Source organism: Helicobacter sp. 12S02232-10, from assembly GCF_002272895.1.
In the GTDB taxonomy this organism is placed as follows: domain Bacteria; phylum Campylobacterota; class Campylobacteria; order Campylobacterales; family Helicobacteraceae; genus Helicobacter_J.
Window position 1 is genome coordinate 172,207 of record NZ_MLAQ01000001.1, and the last position, 22,942, is coordinate 195,148.

Consider the following 22,942-nt stretch of genomic DNA (forward strand, 5'->3'; position numbering starts at 1 on the left):
CAAACGCATTATTCAAAACAATGCTTCCAAATCAATGCTATAATATTACCAAAAATGCAGAGATTTTCATATCAAAACGAGGTATCAATGTTGAAAAATTTTGAAGACTATCAAAACTCCATTGCTTTACTCAAAAAAATGGCCTATCATTACTATGTCCTAGATGATCCCATTGCAACTGATGAGGAATATGATAAGCTTTATCATCAAATCAAATCATATGAAGAAATAAATCCAAACGAAATCATTCCATCTTCTCCCACCCAAAGAGTTGGAGATACCGTATTAACTTCATTTCAAAAACACAAACATTTGGAGAGGATGTGGAGTTTAGATGATATTTTTGATCCTCAAAAACTTCAGGAATGGATCAAACGCATTTATAAAAATTATCCAGGTATGGCTTTTACTTGTTCGCCAAAATTTGATGGAGTATCTTTGAACTTATATTATGAAAATGGTATCTTGCAAAGTGCAGCAACAAGAGGTGATGGCATTGAAGGGGAACTTGTAACTCAAAATGCCAAAACTATTCAATCCATTCCACTTGAAATTCCCTATAAGGAAGGTATTGAAATTAGAGGAGAAATTGTCATTGCAAGAGATGATTTTGAGAAAATCAATCAAGAAAGGATTAAAACCGGAGAAAATTTATTTGCCAATCCTAGAAACGCTGCAGCCGGTAGTCTAAGACAATTAGATCCAAAAATTACAGCAAAAAGAAGATTAAAATTTATTCCCTGGGGCATTGGCAAACACAATATTGAAAATGGAAGCTTTTTAGAGCTTATCAATAAAATCCCGCAATATGGTTTTCATCCTACCCCCTTTATTACATACTGCAAAAATGCTGAAGAAATCGGGGCTATTTATGAGCATTTAGTAAGCATACGTCATACTTATCCAATTATGCTTGATGGAATGGTAATCATCATAGATTCTATAGAAGTTCAAAAAAAACTTGGTTATACAATCAAATCTCCACGTTTTGCCTGTGCATATAAATTTCCGGCTATAGAAAAAAGTTCAAAAATTCTTTCTGTCACTACCCAAGTGGGGAGAACAGGTGTAATAACGCCTGTCGCAGAATTAGAGCCTGTTGAAATTGAAGGGGCAATTATCTCTCGAGCAACTCTACACAATTATTCTGAAATAGAAAAAAAAGATATCAAAATCAAAGACACAGTTATCATTATCCGCAGTGGGGATGTCATTCCAAAGATTATTAAACCTATCACAGCCTTGCGAGATGGAACTCAAATTAATATCATAAAACCTACCCATTGTCCGGTATGTGGTAGTGAGCTATTAATAGAAGATATTTTCATTCGATGTCAAAATCTCTCTTGTAAAGCTAGGGTTAAAGAGTCAATTTTTTATTTTGCTTCAAAAAAAGCTTTAAATATAGAAGGTCTAGGGGAAAAAATAGTAGATCAATTATTTGAAAACCAAATCATTTCAAATATTCTCGATCTTTATTCGATACGAATAGAAGAATTGCTCAAGCTTGAGGGCTGGCAAGAAAAAAAAGCTCAAAATCTGATTAAGTCTATCAAAAATACAAAAAACATTCCATTATGGAGACTTTTAAATGCTCTTGGAATAGAGCATATTGGTGAAGGAGCCAGTAAAAAATTAGCTTCTAGTTTTGGATTAGAAGTCTTCAAAAAAAAATATAATGATTTGATTTCTATTGATGGATTTGGCAATGAAATGGCATTTTCTATTATTGATTTTGGTATCGTCAATAAAGATTTAATAGAAAAGTTATTTGAAATCATCGAACCCCAAGCTCCAGAAATCAAAAATACTCAAGATTCTTTTTTTAATGCAAAGACGATTGTCTTGACAGGAACCCTCTCAAAACCAAGAGAAAAAATCATCGAACTACTTGAATCATTGGGTGCAAAGATGACTTCAAGCGTAAGTAAAAATACTAATATTATTATTTATGGAGAAAATGCTGGGAGCAAGTTGCAAAAAGCAGAAGAGCTTGGTATAGAATCAATTAATGAAGAACAATTCCAAAAAATACTTGAAAGCGAAAAAATCAATTTTTAGTCCATTTATTTAAATCAACAATGCAAAAATTCTCAAAGAGGATTTTAGTTAGTGCGAACAACCGCACTCACCATTTCCTCCACAACATCCACCTTCGTCTTTATGTCCGTGATGATGTCCTTCTGTATTGCAACCGCAACCTCCAACAACACCTCCACTCATAATTTCCTGCTCTGTCGGTTCTCTTGAATCTAGTACGGTAATGTTAAATAAAAGAGTTTTTCCAGCCAAAGGATGATTATAATCAATCATTACCATCTCATCGCCAAAATCTCTAACCACAACCTGAACAGTTTGTCCATTTTCTCCCTGTCCAAAAAGTGTCATTCCTTTTTCTAATTCAATGCCTTCAAATTGCTCTTTTGGCACTTCTTGTAAAAAATCATTTTTATAAATCCCATAAGCTTCCTCAGGCTTAACCTGTACTTCAAATTTTTTTCCAATCTCTGCACCAATAATTGCTTTTTCTAAACCAGTAATAACCTGACCGGCTCCAACCAAAAATTCTAAAGGCTTAGCACCAATATTTGAATCTACAATCTCTTTGGTATCAAAATCCATAACTTCATATTCAATGGCTACAACTTTATTTGTTTCAATATTGCTCATTTTTTACCTTTTGTTCGTTTTATTATTTCTTTAGCTTTTTGTCCTTGCTCACTATTAGGATATAAGTATATCAAAGATTCTAAAAATTTATTATAATTTGTCAAATCTTTTGAATATCTAAACGCCCAAGCAGTATGCCACAATAAAATAGGCATATAATTAGCCTTATCATTCAATAACGCACTTTTTTTATAAAGTGCAATGGCATCTTGGTATTTTTTTTCCTTATATGCAATCTCTCCAAGCAAATACAAACTATTTGCAGGTCTGTAATTTGTCTCCACCATCCAATTAAATCTTGCTTTTGATTCCTCCAATTTATTTTGGGAAAATAATTTTAGGGCATCTTCAAAAATTTGCTTCTGTTTCGTGATATCTTTTTGAAAAGAGATTTTATCGGAAGGTTTATTTTCTGATTGTTTTGAATTTTTATTTAGTTTTGGATTGGAAGTTTGAATTTCTAGATTTTTTTTAATCAAATCTAATTGTGCAATCATTGTTGTATTAATATTGCTCAACAATTCCCCCATATCCGTTATTTTTTTATCCAATTCTTTAATGGATTTTTTATTCGCTTCAACTTGTCCTTTTAAAAATTCAAGCAAATCAGATTGTTGCTTAAGTGTTCCAGAATGAAGCTCCTGAAGGGATTGGAGAGAAGCGATTGAATGCTCGTGAATAGCAACAGTATCCAATAGATTTTTTATTTTTAAAGTTTGTCCTTCAAACAAGCTTTTTAAACCATCTTGCATTTGCTCAATAGAAGTTACCCTATTGTGCAAATCTGTCATAATTGATTCAAGATTTTTACTACTAGATTTAAGAGTTTTAAGTTCTTTCTTTGTAGCACCACTTTGAAGTTCAAAGGCAGAAGGTTCAGCGTTCAAAGTCAGACAAACCAAAAAAACCAATAAAAACTTATTGGAATAAAAAAATTTGGTTTGTCTCATATTAGTCGTTATTTTACAAGCTTAATATCAGCTCTTCTATTTTTTTGATAGCAAGATTTAGTTTTTTCTTGACAAACCGGTTTGCTTTCACCAAAACTGATGACTTTAATCTTATTTTTGGCGATTCCTTTGATAACCAAAGCACTTTTAACACTCAAGGCTCGTTTGGTTCCTAGAGCATAATTATACTCATCACTACCAAATTCATCCGTATTTCCTTCAATTAAAACATTCATATCGGCATCTTTGATTTTTTGAGAACTCTCATCAATTACATTTTCCATATCAGGCTTGATATTAAACTTATCGAAATCAAAATAGACACTACCAACAACAGTCCCACTAGAAACTTTCTGAACCTCTTGATCTGGCTGAGGTGCTTCCTCTTTAGCGGGAACATCAGCAACATTATTCTGAATACTTTCTTGCTCTGCAGTTCCTGAATCAGAAACCGTAACATCCTTTTGAGCACAACCAGCAATAAGTAAAACCGCGAAAATAAAACTTGCTGTTAAAATTTTATTCATAGAAAACTCCTCTGCGTTTTGATTTATTTAGCTTTTGATTATATCCAAATTTTATCCAATTCACCAATCAAAGGCTTGTATTTTGATATTATTTAATGGAAATAGATAACTTCTGTTATAGTCTAATCGAATAATTCCCAAAGCACTTTGATTCTGGGTATGTTTTAAAAACATAATACTCCCCCCATCGCTGGAAAATCTTGGCATTTGATTCGTACCATTAGCCGTAAGTCTTCGAATATAATCACTTTTTGTTGAAATTAAATATAAATTAAAAGTATTCAAACCAAATTCATTAGCTGTTTCACGACTAGTATAAACAACATAATCTCCATAAGCAGAGGCTGAGCTATTATTTCGTCCGTGATAAACAACCTGTTCAACAGGAGCATAAATATCGAGCTTTTTTGCAAAAACATTTGGATATCCAACTCGATCAGAAATAAAGATCATAGCCGTATCGTTATCAATGAAATTGCCCGAAACATCAATACCTGGATATTTTGTAAGTTGCGTGGTTTTCTTTGTATTTAAATTATATAAAAAAATATCCGATTGAGTTTCTGGAGCAAGCGATAAAAGAAGTTTGCTGCCATCTTTGCTTACATCAGAAACAATCGCCATACCATCGCTTTGAATAATATTTTGGCTTAAGCCAGTATAAATATTATATTTCACAATCGTAGGTTTTTCAAAATACTTTGTATAATAGATTTCAGTTTGATTAGCATCTGCCCATTTGGGAAAAATATTCAATCCACCCTTAACAATCACTTTTTGATAGGTTAATGTATAATCAGAAACAATAATATCAGCCAAACCAGAGCCGACATACTTGGATAAAACGATAAATCGATTCATCCAAGCAATAGAAGGTGCCTTGATATAATCATTAATATTAATGGCCATTTTATGAGCTGCAAAAGGATATAAGGCTTCATTGGAAATAGTATATATTTTACTGATTTTAAATTCTGAAGAATTGATGTCATATAAATACATAATGGCTTTCATTCCATTTGCGTCATTCCTGACTTCTATTCGGATAAGAAGATCAATTTTTTTATTTTTATAGGGAACATAATCAATTGAATCTCCCTTAAATTTATCCCCATCAAAAACCTCAAAATGACCACTGATTTTTAAATCCGTCATCAATATCTTATAAATTTTTTGAGCTTGCTCTGAATTTTTAGAATCAGAATAACTCACTTCCGCATTTGGAATTTTTTGAACCGTTTTTACAACATCTAATGTTGCATCTATGGCAAATAAACTCCCACAATAGATAAAAATCAACAATAAAATTCTCATTATTTTTCCTCAGTTCTAAAATTAACCTCAATATTAACAAATTTTCCTTTAGGATAAGGAGGAAATTTTTGATTATTTAAAGATTCTAATAATTTTTCTACACTCTTATTATAATCATCATAATGGGAATATTTTAATATTTTATAACTAAAATCTCCTGTTTCTGTAATCGTAAGTAAAACAGTTACGGAAGCATTTTGATAAAAAGATACCTTCCATTTTGAATATAAAATTTTATAAACTTTTGCAAACCATTCATCATAAAGACCATCTGAAGTATCGGGTTTTGGTGTTTGGGATTGAACATCAATAGTTTTGTTTTTAATTGTCTCAAGTTTGGAATTAAAATCTTTCATATTACTTTGTAGCTGTTTGAGAATTTCTTGTCTTTGTTTATTTAATTCTAAATTTTTAGCGACCTGTTCGCGATTATCCGAAACTTTTTGATTCAAATCAGGTTCGCTATTGATTGAAGAAAATACATCTTTAACTCCTGTTCCCTCCAAAGGATTTCCCCCTTTATCCATATTGTCATTTTCAAAAGAATTATCCAAAATTGCATCAATAGCAATTGATTGCTCTATTTGTGTATCCGTTTTAAAAATGTATTTTGCAGGATTAGAAAAATCAAAAAAAAAAATCAAAAATAATAAAATGATTAAATATGAAAAAACAGCAAAAAATCCTGAGCAAATAAACAAAAATTGAGTATTCATTAGCCATTAGTAACCAGAGAAACTTTTGAAAATCCAGCTTCTTTTACACTTTTAAGCAAATAAACAATATTCTCATAAGTTAAATTTTTATCGGCTCGAATATAAACACTAGTATTTTTATTATACTCTTTTGCCAAAAGATTGAAAGTGTCTGGAAACGAATTATAGTCATAAACATTGCTATTGATATAAATTTTCTTTTTTGCATCCATTCTTATTTCAAGAATTTTATCCTGAGAAGCTTTTAGTGTCTTCGATCCCTTTGGAAGAGTGATGTTTTCTTGATAAGTAATTGTGGGTGTAGTAACCATCAAAATAGCCAACAATACAAGCATAATATCAACCAAGGGGGTAATATTTAACTCAGGTTTCTCATCCCAATCAAAATCATTTTCCATCTGGTTTTATTTTCCAATATTTTTTGAAAGAATCACATCAATCTGCATTTGAATATATACAGATAAATCATAAACTTTTCGCTTCAAAATAAGAAAAAAAGAATATGCCGGTATGGCAGTCAATATTCCTGCTGCGGTAGCTACCAAAGCCTTAGAAATAATGGGGGCTATCACATCAAATGAAATTTGACCCGCTATTCCAAGTTTTCCAAAAGCATCTAAAATTTCAACAACAGTTCCAAATAAACCTATAAAAGGAGCTGTAGAAGAAACAATACTCAAAACAACTAAACCTGTCGTACCCTGTTTTAAAGCCTGATTTTTCCAAATATGAAACATTTCTTTTGAAATATTTGTCCCAGCATCTCCATCAAAATAAAATATCGGATAATCCGGTAGTTTTTGTTCATTTTTAATAATTTTATCCAAAGATTTTTTTTCTTTACCTATTGAATATCTGATGGTAAAAAACTTATAAATAAAAATCCATAGAGTTAAAATGAAATATAGAGATAGCCAAAAGAGAACAAATAGCGTAATAGGACCACTTTCATAGAAAAAGTTTTGTATCATTGTCATTCCTATAATTTACCTTTTGCAGAGATTTCTATTTTTGAGACAACACTTGAAATTGCAACTTTATCTGAAGTAGCATCTTCTAGCAGTTTTTTTGCATTAGAGATTGCATTAGAAATTTCATTTTCATTTTTACCTCCAATTGCCACTGCTCCATCTGCTAAAATATCAACTTGAGAAAATCTAACTTCAGCATAACCCCAATTGATTGCAACAAGATCTTTTTCGTTATTGATTCTTTCGATTTCAATAACCCCGGTTTTAAGTAAAGAAAGCATATCACTATGCCCCTTCAAAACCCCAAATTCACCCTCTACACCAGGCAAAGTAACACTTTTTACTTCGCCTGAAAATATCTCTCCATAAGGCGTCACTATATTAACAATCAATTCTTCCATAGCTTGTCCCTTTAAGCATTTTTCATTTTTTCTGCTTTTTCTATAGCTTCTTGTATATTTCCAACCATATAAAATGCATTTTCAGGAATATGATCATATTTGCCATCCAAAATACCCTTGAAACCTTCAAGTGTCTCTTCTAGGGTAACATATTTACCTGGACTCCCAGTAAATACTTCGGCAACGAAAAAAGGTTGAGATAAAAATTTCTCAATCTTTCTAGCTCTTTCAACTATTTTTTTATCTTCTTCAGATAATTCATCCATCCCTAAAATAGCAATAATATCTTGTAAATCTTTATATTTTTGTAAAATTTGCTGGATACCTGTAGCAATTTTATAATGATCTTCCCCAACAATTTGAGGATCTAAAATTCTAGAAGTAGAATCCAACGGATCCACAGCAGGATAAATACCTTTTTCAGCAATTTTTCTATTCAAAACCGTTGTCGCATCAAGATGAGAAAAAACTGAAGCAGGAGCAGGGTCTGTCAAGTCGTCTGCAGGAACATAAACTGCCTGAACAGAAGTAATGGATCCTTTTTTAGTGGAAGCAATTCTTTCTTGGAGTTTTCCCATTTCACTTGCTAATGTAGGTTGATAGCCAACGGCAGAAGGTATTCTTCCTAATAAAGCCGACATTTCAGCCCCAGATTGCGCATATCTAAAAATATTATCAATAAACATCAATACATCAAGACCTTTTTCATCTCTAAAATATTCAGCCATCGTAAGCCCTGTAAAAGCGATTCTATTTCTTGCTCCTGGAGGCTCATTCATTTGCCCATAACATAAAGCAACTTTATCCAAGACACCCCCTTCTTTCATTTCGTGATAGAGATCATTTCCTTCTCGAGTTCTTTCTCCAACTCCAGCAAATACTGAATATCCACTATGTTTATAAGCAACGTTATGGATAAGCTCCATAATAACAACAGTTTTACCAACACCAGCACCACCAAACAAACCTACTTTTCCCCCCTTAGAATAAGGTGCCAATAAATCAACTACTTTGATTCCTGTTTCAAACATCTCAGTCTTTGTGCTTTGATTTTCAAATGTTGGAGCAGTTCTGTGAATTGGCCAAGTTAAAGAATTTTTCACCGGCTCTCCACCATCTATTACTTCCCCCACGACATTAAAAATCCTACCTAGTACCTCTTCGCCAACAGGAACCTCAATCATTTTACCTCTAGCGATAACAGCTTGACCTCTAGTAAGACCTTCTGTCATATCCATTGCTATTGTCCTAACGCGACTATCTCCTAAATGTGCTGCAACTTCTAAAACCAGATTTTTCTCAATCCCATCAAAATTGTATTTGACATCTAGTGCTTCATTGATTGCGGGCAGATATGATTCAAAATCAACATCCACAACCGGCCCCATAACTTGAATGATTTTACCTTCCATTATTCTCTCCTAAATTTATTTCATAGCCTCGACACCGGCATTAATTTCTACCAACTCAGTAGTGATGGATTCTTGTCTTGCTTTATTATATGAAACCGTTAGACTTTTCACCAATTCTCCAGCATTATTTGTTGCAGTGTCCATAGCTTGCATTCTAGAGCTATGTTCTGCAGCCAAAGAATCGATCAATGCATAATACATATTATATTCAATATATTTTTTAGCCAATTCATCCAAAACGAGATCTTCCTCATCATCAGGTTCAATTGTAACAGCACTTGAATTTGAATTTGCTGTTTCAATATCAACACCCAAAGGCAAAAGAGCTTTTGTTTTGAGTTCTTGAGAAATCATATTTTTAAAACCATTGTGGATAATCAATATTTCATCTGTCAATCCATCAAGATAATCCTGAACAACTTTCATCGCAAAACTAGCTGCTCGATCATAATCAGGAAATGAGCTTAAATCTGTAATCTTATCTAAAACTTCAATCTCATTAAAAACAAAATAAGCAATTCCTTTTTTTCCTATTCCTCTGAGTCTGACTTTAATCCCTTGACTTTTATATTCATTCATAACTCTAATGACTTCCTTAATAGTCATCGAATTAAAGCCGCCACATAAGCCCTTGTCTGCAGTTACAAAAATAATATCAACTTTTTTAACATCTCTATCTTTCAAATTCAAAAAATATTTGCTGTTAATATTCTCTAAACCTCTATTTTTTATCTTTGATAATATATCATTAAAAACTTCATTTAATTTATTTGCAAAAATCTTAGAGCGTTTAGCCATTTCTTCAGCTTTTTTTAATTTAGAAGTAGAAACCAATTTCATAGCACGAGTTGTTTTTTGAGTATTTTTAACACTGCCGATTTGTTTTCTGATCTCTTTTAAATTATTTCCCATTAACTTATCCTGTTATCAAGCTGCAAAACTTATCTTAAACTCTTCTAAAGCTTTCACAAGAATACTTTCCAAATCTTTATCCAAAGCTTTTTTCATTCTAATATCTTCAAAAATTTTTGGATATTTTGCTTCCAAGAATGGATAAAGTTCATTTTCAAATTTTACAACCTTATTCGCAGGCACATCATCTAAAAAGCCTTTGGTTCCAGCATAAATGATTACAACTTGCTTCTCAATAGACAAGGGTGAATAAGGAGGTTGTTTCAGAACTTCTACCATTCTCTGCCCTCTGTCCAATTGTTTTCTGCTCAACTCATCTAAATCTGAAGCAAATTGAGCAAATGCTTGCAACTCACGATACTGAGCCAAATCCAACCTGAGCGTTCCAGAAACTTGTTTTGTCGCTTTAATTTGAGCAGCTCCTCCAACCCTTGAAACCGAAAGTCCCACATTAATCGCTGGTCTTATACCAGAGAAAAATAAATCAGTCTCTAAAAAGATTTGTCCATCAGTAATAGAAATAACATTTGTCGGAATATATGCAGAAACATCTCCTGCTTGGGTTTCTATGATTGGTAGGGCAGTCAAAGAACCTGCTCCTTTTTCATCACTGACTTTTGCAGCTCTTTCCAATAATCGCGAATGAATATAAAATACATCTCCAGGAAATGCCTCTCTGCCCGGAGGTCTTCTTAAAATCAAAGACATTTCTCTATAAGCCACTGCGTGTTTGCTTAAATCATCATATACAATCAAAGCATGTCTTGCATTATCTCTGAAATATTCCCCAATGGTGACTCCGGTATAAGGAGCTAAAAATTGCATAGCTGCAGAATCTGAAGCAGAGGCATTTACAATTATTGTATATTCCATTGCTCCATATTCTTCCAACTTCCTGACAACCTGCGCAACCGTAGATTCTTTTTGACCGATCGCGACATAAATACAAATAACATCCTGACCTTTTTGATTAATAATGGTATCAATCGCAACCGTTGTTTTTCCTGTCTGTCTATCGCCAATGATAAGTTCCCTTTGACCCCGACCGATAGGAACTAGGGCATCAATCGCTTTAATACCTGTTTGAAGAGGTTCATGAACTGATTTTCTATCCATAATTCCAGGAGCCTTTTGTTCAACAAAACGATGTTCAACAGCCTCTATTGCTCCTTTTCCATCAATAGGTTCGCCTAAAGTATTTATAACTCTTCCAACAACGGCATCTCCAACTGGAACTTTCATTAATTTGCCGAGTCTTTTGACAGATGTCCCCTCTTTAATATCCTTTCCATTTCCAAGAACAACAACCCCAACACTACCCTCTTCAAGGTTTGAAGCAAGACCCCTATCTCCAGTATCAAATTCAACCATTTCATAAGACATAACATTTTTTAAGCCATAGACTTTAGCAACGCCATCAGCATAAGCAATGACCCTCCCAGTTTCGGCTATATTAATATCAATATCAAAACTTTCTATTCTTTCTTTAATGATTGAGCTGATTTCTTCCGGTTTTAACTTTGCTACCACACTTTTCTCCTTTTCTTTAGAAATTAAATTACTTTCAATATATATGATTTTAGTTCATTCAAAAAATTCTCTCTAGAAAAAGAAATTTCGATACCCAAATCATCAATAACGAGCTTAATACCTTCTATCTGAACCTCTACTTGAAAAATCTCAAGGCCAACATTAAAACGCCCTGAAAGAACTTTTGCAATTTGCTCCACAACATTCGATTCAATCTTTTTATTCAAATACAATAAACCAATATAAGATTTATTTTTCCTCCTAATATAAGCTTCTAATTCTCTATATACAAAAGGAAGAATATCAAACCTATCTTTTTCTCCCAAAAGCTTTATAAAATTTATGATTTTTCCATTATCTGATCCCATTAATTCTAGCAATAAATTCTGTTTGCGAGATTTTGACACACAAGGAGAATAGATAATATCTAAAAATTTCTCAATGGAAAAAACATTCACAATCTCTCCTAAATCTTTTAAAAAAACTTTTAAATCATTATCATTAAGACTTGTGATAAGTGCTTTTGTATATTTTTTGGCAACAATTTCTACCATTATGCTACCTTTTTATTAAGTATATTGATATAATCGGAAGTTTCAAAAGAAGCAATTTTAGTTTTAAAAAGTTCTGAAAGCACTTCTTCAACAACTTCTCTCTCCATCTTTTTTTGTTCAAAATCCATCAAAATATCATTATTTTTAATTATATTTTCTATGTCAATCTTAAATTGTCCATCAATCTTCTGCATAACCAAATAAGCTTCTTTTTTAGCAGTAATTACCATATCAGAAGCCTTTTCTTTTGCTTCCTCAAGTCTTCTTAAAGCTTGCTCTTTTGCTTTCTTGGCAGTTTTAAGCTTATCTTGAACTTCATCAAGCTTTTTAGAAATTTTTTCTTTTCGATTAGCAAATAACTCTCTTAGTTTATCTGCTGTCAAATACCATAAAATTGCGACAAATATTACAAAATTTATAACCCTCTCAACAATATCTGTATCTGAGATATTCACATCTGCTCCAAACAAAAAAGAGACAGAAAATAACAAAAAAAGAATATACTTCATAGATACCCCCCTATATTTGAGATATTTTTAATTTCAAAGACTTTTCAAAATCCGGCATTTTTTCCAAAAGTTGATTTTTTAAATCAATTTTTTCGATTTGCAGATTGCTTAAAAACTCTTCAAGTTTGGCAAGAGACTCTGTCTTTTTTTTCATTATTTTTGCTTCATAAGCAGTCTTTGCTTCGTTTGTAGCCTGTTCTATGATCTGAAGTGATTCTAAACGAGCATTTTCAAGAATCTGCTTGATTTCTCTATCAATTTCTATTGTTTCTTGCATATTATTTTGTATAGATTGCATATCTTGAGCAATTGAAGCATTTCGATTGTCCATAAAAGAAAAAATAGGCTTATAAAGCCAAATATTAAGACAATAAAGAGTGGCTATAAATACAATAAAAACTAAGATCATCAGATAAGGATTTACGGTTATAGTCATTCATACTCCTACTTATATCAAGATTACAATCCACTCACTTAAGTGAATTGAAAATATTCTATCAGAAATTATCTTAAATTAAACCCCTAATGTGATGATAATTTTTTGATCAGCATATCAATTTTTGATTCATCAGATATATAAAGAACCAATTGATCATCTTTAAAGGAACTTGAAATTAAATAATTCTTCAATATATCTTTTAATTCTACTATCCTTTGATTAAAGACAGGTGTTTTTCCCGACTTTAAAAAATTTTTTTTCTCAATTTGAGCAGGTCTTTTGAGTTTTTTGACTAGAAATTCAGTATCTCTGACAGAAAGCTTTTGTCCCAAAATCGAATCTAGCACAATCTCTTGTTCAGAGTTGTTTAAAGTGATAAGAATTTTGGCGTGTCCCTGAGTGATTTTCTCTTCCGTAAGTGATTCTTGAACCTTTGGAGAAAGATTTAGCAATCTCAAAGTATTTGTAATTTGTGTTCTTGATTTCTTTATTTTCTTTGCTAATTCATCGTGAGTGATTTTATAATCTTCAATCAATTCCTTGTAGGAATTTGCTAAATCAATCGGATTTAAGTCCTCTCTTTGAATATTTTCAATCAAAGCAATTTCTCTTAATTTGGCTGTATCAACATTCACAACAATGGCTCTGATTGTCTTTAACCCTGCAAGCTTAGATGCGCGAAGTCTTCTTTCGCCGGCTATAAGCACATAATCATTATCATCGCCCTCATAAACAAGAACAGGTTGCAATAAACCGTGCTCGACTATAGATTGAGAAAGTTCGCTTACCGAATCTTTTACAAAATGTTTTCGAGGTTGATAAGGATTTGGTTTGATAATATCAACATCAAGTTCAACTACCAACTCAGAGTTATCAGATAAATTGTTTTCATAGGCTTGAGTGACTTCACTCAATATTGCCCCCAAACCTCTCCCTAAAGCCAAATTTTTTTTTGCCAAATCATACTCCTTGCAATATTGTTTGGGCTAACGTTTGGTATGCAACGCTGCCGTTTGACTTCACATCATAAAGCAAAACGGGTTTTCCAAAACTTGGTGATTCAGCAAGCTTAACGCTACGAGGAACAATAATATAAGAATTATTGTTTTTATCTTTAAAAAGCTTCGTATCAAAATGTTGAGACAAATCTGCAAAAACTTGCTTAGAAAGATTATTCTGGGAAGAATACATTGTAGGCAAAAATCCCCTGATTTCTAATTTGGGATTAATAGAATCCCGAAGAATTTTTATGGTACTTAAAAGTTGTGCCAATCCTTCCAATGCAAAAAATTCACATTGAATCGGAATAATCACAGAATCAGCAGCAGATAATGCATTAATTGTCAAAGGTCCCAAAGCAGGCGGAGAATCAATAATGATAAAATCATACAGATCAAGAACTTCTTGAATTTTCTTCTTAAGAATCAATTCTCTGCCTGCACCTTTTTTATTATAAAACTCTTTTTCAATACCCACTAAACCGATGTTAGAAGGAACTAAATGCATAAAAGGCATTTCGGTTTTTTGAATGATTTGGGAAAGTTTTTTACTGCCCATTAAAACATGATAAATATCAAACTCAATATCATTTCTTCTAAAACCCAAGCTTGTCGTAGCATTTGACTGAGGATCAAAATCTATCAGCAACACATTTTTTTCTGCAAGTGCTAAAGAAGCTGCCAAATTCACTGCTGTAGTTGTTTTCCCAACTCCGCCTTTTTGATTTGCAACCGCTATAATTTCACACATATTCCGCCTCTGTCATCTAAAATTATAAATTTTTTTGCCATTTAAACAAATTCCTCCATCCAAAAGCAATTGAGCTCCATTTAAACTTAAAACATTTTCATTATAATGAAATGAAAAATTAAAATTTTTATAAAATTCTAGCTCATATTTACTAAAAATTTGCTTCCATTCAGGAGTATTTTTGATTTTTTCAAAAAAATTCTCTAAAATCTCTTTTTTAGAAACCTTACCCCCCAAAGATCCGAATTTTTCCCCATAGATATTCAAGCCAATCCCGCAAACAATGTCATTTTTATAGACATTTGCCATAATGCCTCCCACCTTTGACTCTCCAATATAAAGATCATTAGGCCATTTCAACCACACATTGAATTTCATTTCAACAAGGACTTCTTTAAAAATAAATCCAAAAAATATACAAGAACTTTGAATAGGGAGATCTTTTGGCAAATCAAAAAGCTTAAAAGAAAAAGAAAAACTCAATGTTTCTTCAACTTGCTCCCAGCGATTTCCCCTACTCCCAATTCCTGCACTCTGCTTGTTTGCCACAATGCATATGGGAGACTCAAGCTCGGCAGTTTTAATTTTTTCTAAAAGATAGGTTTGCGTTGAAGCCAATTCTTCAAAATATTCAATACGCATCATACCAATATATCTCCGATTTTGAGTCTTTTTCCTTGAATATAAGTTTTAGCATCCATTTTTTGCTTGCCCGGATATTGAAGCATCTCAATTCGAAGCACTCCTTGCAAACATCCGATTACAGCCGCATTTCCATCAATAGATAATATTTCCCCTTTTTGATATTTTCCCATTTCAGAAACAAGCTCAACTTCAAACAACTTTAACCCGTTTTCTAAAAAAACATTGGGCCAAACAGAATATGCCAAAGATTTTAAATAAATACTTCTAGCATCCTCAAAATCTACAAGTCCTTGATTTTTAAAAATTTTTTTACAATAGGTCGCATCAGCTTGATGTTGTTTTAGAGGTTCCAATACTTCTAGGTTTTTTAAAACCTTTATAGCCAATTTGCTTCCCATTTCTGCCAATTTTAACATCAAACTTTCAAGATTGAATGATTTTTCAGATTTAAAAGCACTTATCCCCAAAATATCACCGCTATCAAGCTTTTCTTGTAGCTGTATAACACTCACTCCATAGATCTTATCATCATTTAAAATCATTTCGTGCATAGGTGATGCTCCCCGATATTTTGGAAGCACTGATCCGTGAATATTCAGACATTTGGTAAAAGAAAGTATCTTCTTAGGCAATATTTTTCCATAAGCGACAACTAAGATTACATCAGGTTTGAGTTTAGAAATAGTCTGAAAACTTTCTTCATCTAAAACTTCAGGCTGAAAAATCTGAAGCAATATTTTATTTTTAACAATAAACTCTTTTGTTTCAGGGTATTTTAATTCTTGTTTGCGACCAAAAGGTTTATCAGGTTGAGCAAATAACCCCACAACTTCAAAAAAAGGATCATTTAAGATTTTTTCCAAAACTACACGCGCAAAATAAGGTGTCCCCATAAACAAAACCCTCATTTAAAATCCCTTGAACCTTTCATTTAAAATAACTACCTCTATCAAATTTTTCACAAAACATCTTCCATTTGATTCTTTAAGGCCTTCAAAAGAATAAATGTCAAAGGCTTTGTATTAATTTGAGCAAGCGAAGAAATCGGGATCACAAACAAAGGCGCATTTGCATTTCTTTTCATATTGTCCTCAAATAAATTTTTATCAATAAAATACTCCAATTTTTGATCCAATCCAAAACAATCTGATTTTAGACTTTTAATCCCTAAAGAAACATAAAATTCATCAATGGCTTTGGAAGAAAAATCTAACACATCAATTTTATTTAGAACGATTCCAAAAGGTCTTGAATAAAGCTCTAATGAGAAATTTCTAAGTTCAGATCTTAATTTTTCATATTGTTGCCATACACTTTGATAAGAACTCACATCAATGACAAAAAGCAAAAGTTTAGTGCGCTCTATATGACGCAAGAACTCTATGCCAAGACCCCTTCCCTCACTAGCTCCATCAATAATCCCTGGTATATCAGCCATCACAAAAGAGTTCATTTCATCAGGTTGCACAACCCCAAGATTTGGGATCAAGGTCGTGAATTCATAATTGGCTATTTCAGGTTTGGCATTAGAAATTACAGAAATCAAGGTTGATTTTCCTGTGTTGGGAAAACCAACCAATCCAACATCTGCAATCAATTTCAACTCCAAACGAATATGCCTCTCTTCTCCGGCAAGTCCGCTTTGAGAATACGTAGGACGCTGATTGACGGAATTTTTAAATCGCGCATTTCCAAACCCCCCCTTACCACCTTTTAAGACTTTGACATTGAAATCTTGGTCTGTAAAATCATATAGCAGTTCATTTGTTTCAAAATCAAAAATCTGCGTTCCTGGAGGAATTTTTATAACAATATCTTCTCCTCTTTTGCCACTGCATTTCTTGCTCCCACCAGGTTGTCCGTTTTTAGCTTTATAGTGTTTGGTTCCTCGAAAACAAGAAAGAGTATCTGTATTTTTATCCACTTGAAAATAAACATCTCCACCATCTCCACCATCTCCACCATCAGGTCCTCCATTCAGGACAAATTTTTCCCGTCTGAAGCTAACTGCACCCGCTCCCCCCTTTCCTGAAGCAATAAAAATATCTACATTATCTACAAACATAAAATTCCCAAGTCTTAAATTTATTTCGCACGAAATATTCTATCTATTTTGTCCTGTATTTCTTCAAGCATTGCAAAACGATTTTTATACATAGAACGTTTCTTGCTCGGAACGTCTTCAAGTTTTTTGTGCGTGTGATTTAACAAGTAATAATAATGCCTGTGAATTTTCACAATTTCCCCGCAAGATTCCTGCCAAATTTTATCATAATCAACATAATAACCTTTATAAAACCCTTTATTAGATCGAATTTGAAATTTTGAAGGAATGCCCAAAGTTGCGTTACAATTCAAAACTCTTGTGAAGATTTTTAAAACTTCAATCAATAACGAAGCTGGACGCAAACCAAAACATTTTTTTGTCAAAAACTTGATTTCATCATCTTCATTTTGACAGGATTTGCTTCCTTGAATAGAAGCAATAAGCAAATCATTATCAGGAGTAAAAGAAAAAGTGGCTTGATAGATGCGCTCTTGTAAAGAATTTCTCAAGACCAACGCCCAAAAACCCTCTTCATTCGCAATCGTATTTTTTTCCAAAAATAACCCATATGATTTTTCTCCATCAATATTAAATAATAAGATTTTCTCTCGCCACAAAGGCAAAATTTTTGAAGACAAATGAAGCTTTGCCATAAATTTCAAATCTGAAACAATATGATTAAAACGTTCTGCAGAATTGAAGCTTCTATTGCAAAAATATCTGATAAGAACGTAAGCACAAATAGGAGAGTGTTCAAAAAAATCCTGTAGCAGAGGATTGCTATTGACAAACTCCTCAAATTGAATCACGTATTGATAAAAAATAATTTTTCTCAAATAATAACGAGAGTATCGACGTAGTGTAACTTGCAAATTATTACATTTTAATAAACTAGGTTTAAAAAATTTATATTCCATTAATTATCCTTAATAAAATAAATTATTATTTTATTATAATAAAACTTAAATTTTAAATCTATTACATAATTATTTTATTGGAAAATAACAAAAAACTAGGGTAATCAAAAAAATATTAAATACTAAATATTAAAAAAATAATGGAGAAAATAATCCTTAAAGATTCTTGGAATCCTTAAGTGATTGATTGAAGTTTTATGCGGAGATGACAGAAACTTTCTTTCGATTTTTATCTTTTTGTTGGAATTTTACGATCCCATCAACTAAAGCAAAAATAGTATGATCCTTTCCTATGCCGACATTACTGCCAGGATGAATCTTTGTACCTCTTTGTCTGATGATGATATTCCCTGCTCTTACAAACTGTGATCCAAATTTTTTTATTCCCAGTCTTCGACCGGCAGAGTCTCGATTATTCTGAGTGCTTCCCTGACCTTTCTTGTGTGCCATTTATACTCCTTTATCCTGCTATCTTTAAAATTCTTACTCGAGTGAAGTCGCGTCTAAAACCTCTTTTGGTTTTGCTGTCTTTTCTTCTTCTCTTTTTAAATGTAACGACTTTTTTTGCCCTACCCTCATTGATAACTTCTGCTTCAATTTTGGCTCCCTCTATAAAAGGAGTTCCCAATTTCAGATTATCATTATCGGAAATAGCTAAAACTTCGTTCAATTCTAATTTTGATTTTGGCTCAAGGCTCATTTTATCAAGCAAGACAATATCGCCTTCTTGGACCTTGTATTGTTTGCCTCCATTCTTGAAAACTGCATACATTCTTTAATCCTTGCGAAGTTTATTGTTTTAAAACGCTTGCTACAAAGCGATATAAAAAACCTCAAATTATATTAAAAAAAACCTAATTTTTGCTTAAAACTATGCTTGGGCAATGCATTCAATTTCAACCAACGCATTTTTAGGAAGCATTTTAACTGCAATGGTACTACGAGCAGGTTTGTGTTTATCAAAATATTGACCATAAACTTCATTGAGTTCATTAAAATGATCCATATCTGATAAAAAAACCGTTGTTTTAATCACCTTTGAAAGTGAGCTTCCTCCTGCTTCCAAAATAGATTTTAGGTTTTCCAAAACCTGCCTTGCTTGAGATTTAATATCGCCCTCAAGAAAATTTCCATCTGCACAAAGAGCAATTTGTCCCGAAGTATAAATCAAACCATTGCTAATAACTGCTTGAGAATAAGGTCCGATAGCTTTTGGCGCGTTTAAACTTGATACGATTGTCATTTGATGTTCCTCACATTTTTTTGTTTTCTATTATATAATATGTTCTATTTGCAAAACATAAATTCCAAAGGGCGTTGAAAAAATGAAATTTGTCTCAATATTTCTTCTGATCGCATTAAAAACACTCTGGAGCGACACCATTATAAACTCGATAAACTCAAGTGATTTAGTAGAACAAGATATTCCCCTAAAATCCAATCAAATTCTCTTGATGGACAACCGCACTCAAAAACCCGTCGGTATTATTGAAATTACAAACGAAGGCAAATTAATCAGGCTGCCTTTGCCCAAAACAAATAAATCCAAACAAATTCACCAAACCACTCCAAACCAACCCGAAAAATTTCTAAATGAACCTGTTAAGCCCCTTATCCAAAAAAAGAGAGAATGGAATAAAAAACAAATTCCTTTTTTGATCCAAGAAGAAACAATCCAATCAGATTAAATATTTAAACAAAATTCCGATCTTAGAATCACTATGCTTACAGGCAAAATGGAATTTTTTTTGCTTGATTAAAATAGCGGTTCTAGATTCAATGTTAAAGGTGTCGTAAATGCGCATTACTTTCGGGACAAAATATAACCAAATGAATTATTATCAAAATGTTCTTCAAAATAAACTGAATGAAATGAACACTAAAATCGCTTCAGGTCTAAAAATTCAATACGGTTATCAAGATAGTAGCATTAACAATCAAAATCTTAAGCTCGAATTTGAAAAAAATACACTTAGTCAAGGGATAGACGTCGCACAAGACGCCCACACTTCTACACTCAATACAGATAAAGCATTAAGCGAACTTTCTGAAACGATGGTACAGTTTAAAACAAAACTTATTCAAGCCGCTAACGACATCCATTCTTCAAACTCTAGAGAAGCCATAGCAAGTGACTTAGAAAAACTCAAAGATCATATCATCAACATTGCCAACACTTCCATAGGAGGGGATTTTCTCTTTGGAGGTAGCAAGGTTGATAGAGCACCTTTTGACTCTGAGGGTAAATATTATGGAAATAATGAAAAATTAAACGCTCTCATCAGTTCGAATAATCTTGTACCTTATAATATAACCGGTCACGAATTATTCTTTGGAAGGGATTCAGATAAACAAAAAATCATTACTTCAAATATAAAAATGCTCAATCAAAGTAAATTGCATCCTGATGTGATGGATGCTATCAATAAAACCAATCCGCCTCAAGAAGTTTATATCAAGCCTGAAGATACTCTAAGGGATCTCATAGGAGACAATGACAATGACACTTCCAATGACGCCAAAGAATATTTTTATCTACGAGGGGTAAGACCTGACGGATCAAATTTCAAGGCAAAATTTAGTTTTGATAAAGCTTATAAAAATAAAGAAAATGCTACCACAGTGAATGACTTACTCGATCAAATCGGAAAAGAATTTGGCAATACGCCGCAAAATAAAGTTGTAGATATCTCTTTAAATACGTGGGGACAGATTGAAATCAGGGATATGAAACCGGGAAATTCTACCATTGATTTTCATCTTATTTCCAGCGATATGGATGTGGATAATGTAGAAGAACTCAAAACTAATGGAGCTAGAATTACTTCATTTAATAAAAGCCCTTTCCTTACCGACAGAAGCCTTTCAAGCATTCAGGGGGTTAGCGATAATTATGATTTTAGATTTGTCAGAATACCCACAGCTTTTATAGCGCAAGACAATACTGCAGCGGTTAAAAATACAAAACTTTCAGATATTTTTGATCCTAAGGCTTCCATTCTCCAGATTGATGGCACACGACCTAACAATCAAGATGGAACCCTCAACACAGAACCAATAGATCCACTATATATTGATATCAAAAATACTACTATGCAAGATCTGATGGACGCAATTAAATCTCATTTTGGCGGAAACTTGGATATAGAGCTTTCTAATGGCAGACTCAATATCATTGACAATAACATAAAAAATAAAGAACACGACAGCAAAACTCCTCCATTTAATGGTGAACACGGTTTTAGCATTTCTCTTAAAACACTTGATGAAAATGGTTTGGAAACTCAAGGCATTCCCACAGATTATGAAAATGAATATGAAAAAACATATTTTACAAATAGAGGTTCCAAACTTATGGGGAATATCTCTCAAGTTTTATCAGATGGAAGTGGCTTTGCAAATCCGCAAACAAAACTTTTTGAAGTTGCAGGTGGAAGCATTCAAGGACAATCATATACCCTCAAACTTGAAGACCATAATGGCATCCCTGTTGAAGCTCAAATACTTTTTGATAACAAAGGCTCCTATTTAAAACTTCCAAGCAAAACTCCTAATAAATCGGAGTATATCATACCTCTTTATAACCCGCACGATGAACCTCCTGCGATTACAATTACCAAACCAAATGACATCACTTACCAACAACTTATGGATGCAATGAGTATAGCACTTAATTACAGCAATCAAAATCAAGAAGCTTATTTGAAAGCTGAAAATAGAAATAATGCACCCACTCAAGAAAACAAAAGCACTTATGAAATGTTGTTGGATCAGGCTAAAAGAACTTTGTCAATCAGTATGAACAGGAATGGAAAAATTGAGATTCAAGACAATATGCGTTCTTTGAGCAAAATGAAATTTATGATTTACAATAATGCAACGAATGATTTTTCAACCCAAGCAATAAAAAACGATATTTCTGGTATTCGTCTAAATGCTAATAATGCCCTTACGATTGATCAACCTGATATTGATTTTTTCAAGCAAATTGACGACATTATCGATTCTGTTAAAAAAGGTATTTACAGACCTGATAATTTTGGAAAAGTTTATACAACCGATATGAGAAAAATTGGGATACAAAATGGTTTAAGTGCCTTTGAGCATCTCAGTGATCATATTGAAAAAATGGTTGCTTTAAATGGGGCTCACGGCAAAACTTTTGAAAACATTATCAGAAGAAATGAAATTTTAAAAGTTCAAGTAGATTCCATCAAAGGAGAAGTTATAGGAACAGATCTAGCAGAAACTTATAATAAATTCTCAAATCTTACAACAAACTATAACGCAGTCTTGTCATCTACTAGTAAAATCAATCAAATGTCTTTGGTAAATTACCTATAAATTAACAATATATTTCCAAATATTTCCAAGATTATTACAAAGTTAAGTTATCCCCAAAATTCACTTCAGGGATAACCATAATAATAAATTATATTTCAATAACTTAACAAAACAAAAAGGAGATCGATGCACATAAATTTTAAGTAGAGAAAGGAGGGGGAGGTGACTCTACTCTTGTGTGCATCTGGCCAAACCAGAATAAACTGAAATTTGGTTGCGAGTATTTTATAAACAAAAAGTATACATTTAGTCAATGGATTTGAGATTGATAAAATTCTTTCATTATCTGTTTAAATTAATCTAAAACTATGTTATAATCCCAAGGATTTAATATT

General features: G+C 32.6%; 26 protein-coding genes. 3 read left to right on the forward strand and 23 right to left on the reverse strand.

All coding sequences use genetic code 11. The annotated features are described in order from the left end of the window. Nucleotides 1–87: 87 nt before the first annotated feature. Complete coding sequence (gene ligA / locus BKH41_RS00895; protein WP_095296538.1) at nt 88–2,061, forward strand: NAD-dependent DNA ligase LigA; 1,974 nt, start codon at nt 88–90, stop codon at nt 2,059–2,061. Nucleotides 2,062–2,109: 48 nt separating this feature from the next. Here the strand turns inward: ligA and BKH41_RS00900 are convergent, their stop codons facing one another. The 23 genes from BKH41_RS00900 to BKH41_RS01010 form a co-directional block, all read right to left on the reverse strand. Continuing rightward, a complete protein-coding gene (locus BKH41_RS00900) occupies nt 2,110–2,670 on the reverse strand; it encodes a peptidylprolyl isomerase (RefSeq protein WP_095296539.1) in 561 nt (186 codons plus the stop codon). After that, complete coding sequence (locus BKH41_RS00905) at nt 2,667–3,620, reverse strand: hypothetical protein (RefSeq protein ID WP_257875355.1); 954 nt, start codon at nt 3,618–3,620, stop codon at nt 2,667–2,669. The genes BKH41_RS00900 and BKH41_RS00905 overlap by 4 nt, the downstream gene beginning before the upstream one ends. An 8-nt stretch (nt 3,621–3,628) precedes the next feature. Beyond that, a complete protein-coding gene (locus BKH41_RS00910; RefSeq protein WP_095296540.1) occupies nt 3,629–4,147 on the reverse strand; it encodes an OmpA family protein in 519 nt (172 codons plus the stop codon). Between the two features lie 60 nt (nt 4,148–4,207). Beyond that, on the reverse strand, nt 4,208–5,461 hold the full coding sequence (tolB, locus tag BKH41_RS00915; RefSeq protein ID WP_095296541.1) for a Tol-Pal system protein TolB: 1,254 nt from the start codon (nt 5,459–5,461) through the stop codon (nt 4,208–4,210). Further along, nucleotides 5,461–6,177 (reverse strand): energy transducer TonB, encoded by a 717-nt coding sequence (locus tag BKH41_RS00920; RefSeq protein ID WP_095296542.1) that lies wholly within the window; start codon nt 6,175–6,177, stop codon nt 5,461–5,463. Before BKH41_RS00920 ends, tolB begins: the two co-directional genes overlap by 1 nt. Further along, nucleotides 6,177–6,575: an ExbD/TolR family protein gene (locus BKH41_RS00925; RefSeq protein ID WP_095296543.1), complete on the reverse strand. Its 399-nt coding sequence runs from the start codon at nt 6,573–6,575 to the stop codon at nt 6,177–6,179. The genes BKH41_RS00920 and BKH41_RS00925 overlap by 1 nt, the downstream gene beginning before the upstream one ends. A gap of 6 nt (nt 6,576–6,581) precedes the next feature. Next, nucleotides 6,582–7,154 (reverse strand): MotA/TolQ/ExbB proton channel family protein, encoded by a 573-nt coding sequence (locus BKH41_RS00930; RefSeq protein ID WP_095296544.1) that lies wholly within the window; start codon nt 7,152–7,154, stop codon nt 6,582–6,584. A gap of 2 nt (nt 7,155–7,156) precedes the next feature. After that, nucleotides 7,157–7,549 (reverse strand): ATP synthase F1 subunit epsilon, encoded by a 393-nt coding sequence (atpC, locus tag BKH41_RS00935; RefSeq protein ID WP_095296545.1) that lies wholly within the window; start codon nt 7,547–7,549, stop codon nt 7,157–7,159. Between the two features lie 11 nt (nt 7,550–7,560). Further along, on the reverse strand, nt 7,561–8,961 hold the full coding sequence (gene atpD, locus BKH41_RS00940) for a F0F1 ATP synthase subunit beta (protein WP_095296546.1): 1,401 nt from the start codon (nt 8,959–8,961) through the stop codon (nt 7,561–7,563). A 15-nt stretch (nt 8,962–8,976) separates the two neighbouring features. After that, complete coding sequence (gene atpG, locus BKH41_RS00945; RefSeq protein ID WP_095296547.1) at nt 8,977–9,873, reverse strand: ATP synthase F1 subunit gamma; 897 nt, start codon at nt 9,871–9,873, stop codon at nt 8,977–8,979. Between the two features lie 15 nt (nt 9,874–9,888). Further along, nucleotides 9,889–11,403, reverse strand: a complete 1,515-nt coding sequence (atpA, locus tag BKH41_RS00950; RefSeq protein WP_095296548.1) for a F0F1 ATP synthase subunit alpha — start codon at nt 11,401–11,403, stop codon at nt 9,889–9,891. Between the two features lie 23 nt (nt 11,404–11,426). Beyond that, nucleotides 11,427–11,957 (reverse strand): F0F1 ATP synthase subunit delta, encoded by a 531-nt coding sequence (locus tag BKH41_RS00955; protein WP_095296549.1) that lies wholly within the window; start codon nt 11,955–11,957, stop codon nt 11,427–11,429. Continuing rightward, nucleotides 11,957–12,466, reverse strand: coding sequence for a F0F1 ATP synthase subunit B (locus tag BKH41_RS00960; protein ID WP_095296550.1), 510 nt, complete (start codon nt 12,464–12,466; stop codon nt 11,957–11,959). The genes BKH41_RS00955 and BKH41_RS00960 overlap by 1 nt, the downstream gene beginning before the upstream one ends. 10 nt (nt 12,467–12,476) lie before the next feature. Next, on the reverse strand, nt 12,477–12,902 hold the full coding sequence (locus BKH41_RS00965; RefSeq protein ID WP_095296551.1) for a FoF1 ATP synthase subunit B': 426 nt from the start codon (nt 12,900–12,902) through the stop codon (nt 12,477–12,479). A gap of 86 nt (nt 12,903–12,988) precedes the next feature. Then, the gene (locus tag BKH41_RS00970) at nt 12,989–13,864 is read right to left on the reverse strand and encodes a ParB/RepB/Spo0J family partition protein (protein WP_095296552.1); all 876 of its coding nucleotides are present in this window, start codon (nt 13,862–13,864) and stop codon (nt 12,989–12,991) included. 1 nt (nt 13,865) lies between these two features. After that, nucleotides 13,866–14,654: an AAA family ATPase gene (locus BKH41_RS00975; protein WP_095296553.1), complete on the reverse strand. Its 789-nt coding sequence runs from the start codon at nt 14,652–14,654 to the stop codon at nt 13,866–13,868. A gap of 12 nt (nt 14,655–14,666) precedes the next feature. Next, complete coding sequence (locus tag BKH41_RS00980) at nt 14,667–15,299, reverse strand: biotin--[acetyl-CoA-carboxylase] ligase (RefSeq protein ID WP_180762683.1); 633 nt, start codon at nt 15,297–15,299, stop codon at nt 14,667–14,669. Then, the gene (gene fmt, locus BKH41_RS00985) at nt 15,296–16,207 is read right to left on the reverse strand and encodes a methionyl-tRNA formyltransferase (protein ID WP_095296554.1); all 912 of its coding nucleotides are present in this window, start codon (nt 16,205–16,207) and stop codon (nt 15,296–15,298) included. Before fmt ends, BKH41_RS00980 begins: the two co-directional genes overlap by 4 nt. 50 nt (nt 16,208–16,257) lie before the next feature. Continuing rightward, nucleotides 16,258–17,364: a GTPase ObgE gene (gene obgE, locus BKH41_RS00990; RefSeq protein ID WP_095296555.1), complete on the reverse strand. Its 1,107-nt coding sequence runs from the start codon at nt 17,362–17,364 to the stop codon at nt 16,258–16,260. Nucleotides 17,365–17,384: 20 nt separating this feature from the next. Beyond that, the gene (locus BKH41_RS00995; RefSeq protein ID WP_095296556.1) at nt 17,385–18,263 is read right to left on the reverse strand and encodes a DUF535 family protein; all 879 of its coding nucleotides are present in this window, start codon (nt 18,261–18,263) and stop codon (nt 17,385–17,387) included. 195 nt (nt 18,264–18,458) lie between these two features. After that, nucleotides 18,459–18,713, reverse strand: coding sequence for a 50S ribosomal protein L27 (gene rpmA / locus BKH41_RS01000; RefSeq protein ID WP_095296557.1), 255 nt, complete (start codon nt 18,711–18,713; stop codon nt 18,459–18,461). Between the two features lie 10 nt (nt 18,714–18,723). Next, on the reverse strand, nt 18,724–19,035 hold the full coding sequence (gene rplU / locus BKH41_RS01005) for a 50S ribosomal protein L21 (RefSeq protein WP_095296558.1): 312 nt from the start codon (nt 19,033–19,035) through the stop codon (nt 18,724–18,726). A gap of 99 nt (nt 19,036–19,134) precedes the next feature. Further along, on the reverse strand, nt 19,135–19,506 hold the full coding sequence (locus BKH41_RS01010) for a RidA family protein (RefSeq protein WP_095296559.1): 372 nt from the start codon (nt 19,504–19,506) through the stop codon (nt 19,135–19,137). A gap of 82 nt (nt 19,507–19,588) precedes the next feature. Between BKH41_RS01010 and BKH41_RS01015 the strand changes: the two genes are divergently transcribed. Beyond that, nucleotides 19,589–19,951 carry a hypothetical protein gene (locus BKH41_RS01015; RefSeq protein WP_095296560.1) on the forward strand — a complete coding sequence of 121 codons (363 nt, stop codon included), beginning with the start codon at nt 19,589–19,591 and terminating at the stop codon, nt 19,949–19,951. Between the two features lie 109 nt (nt 19,952–20,060). Then, nucleotides 20,061–22,607: a flagellar hook-associated protein FlgL gene (gene flgL / locus BKH41_RS01020; RefSeq protein ID WP_095296561.1), complete on the forward strand. Its 2,547-nt coding sequence runs from the start codon at nt 20,061–20,063 to the stop codon at nt 22,605–22,607. The last annotated feature ends 335 nt before the right edge of the window (nt 22,608–22,942 follow it).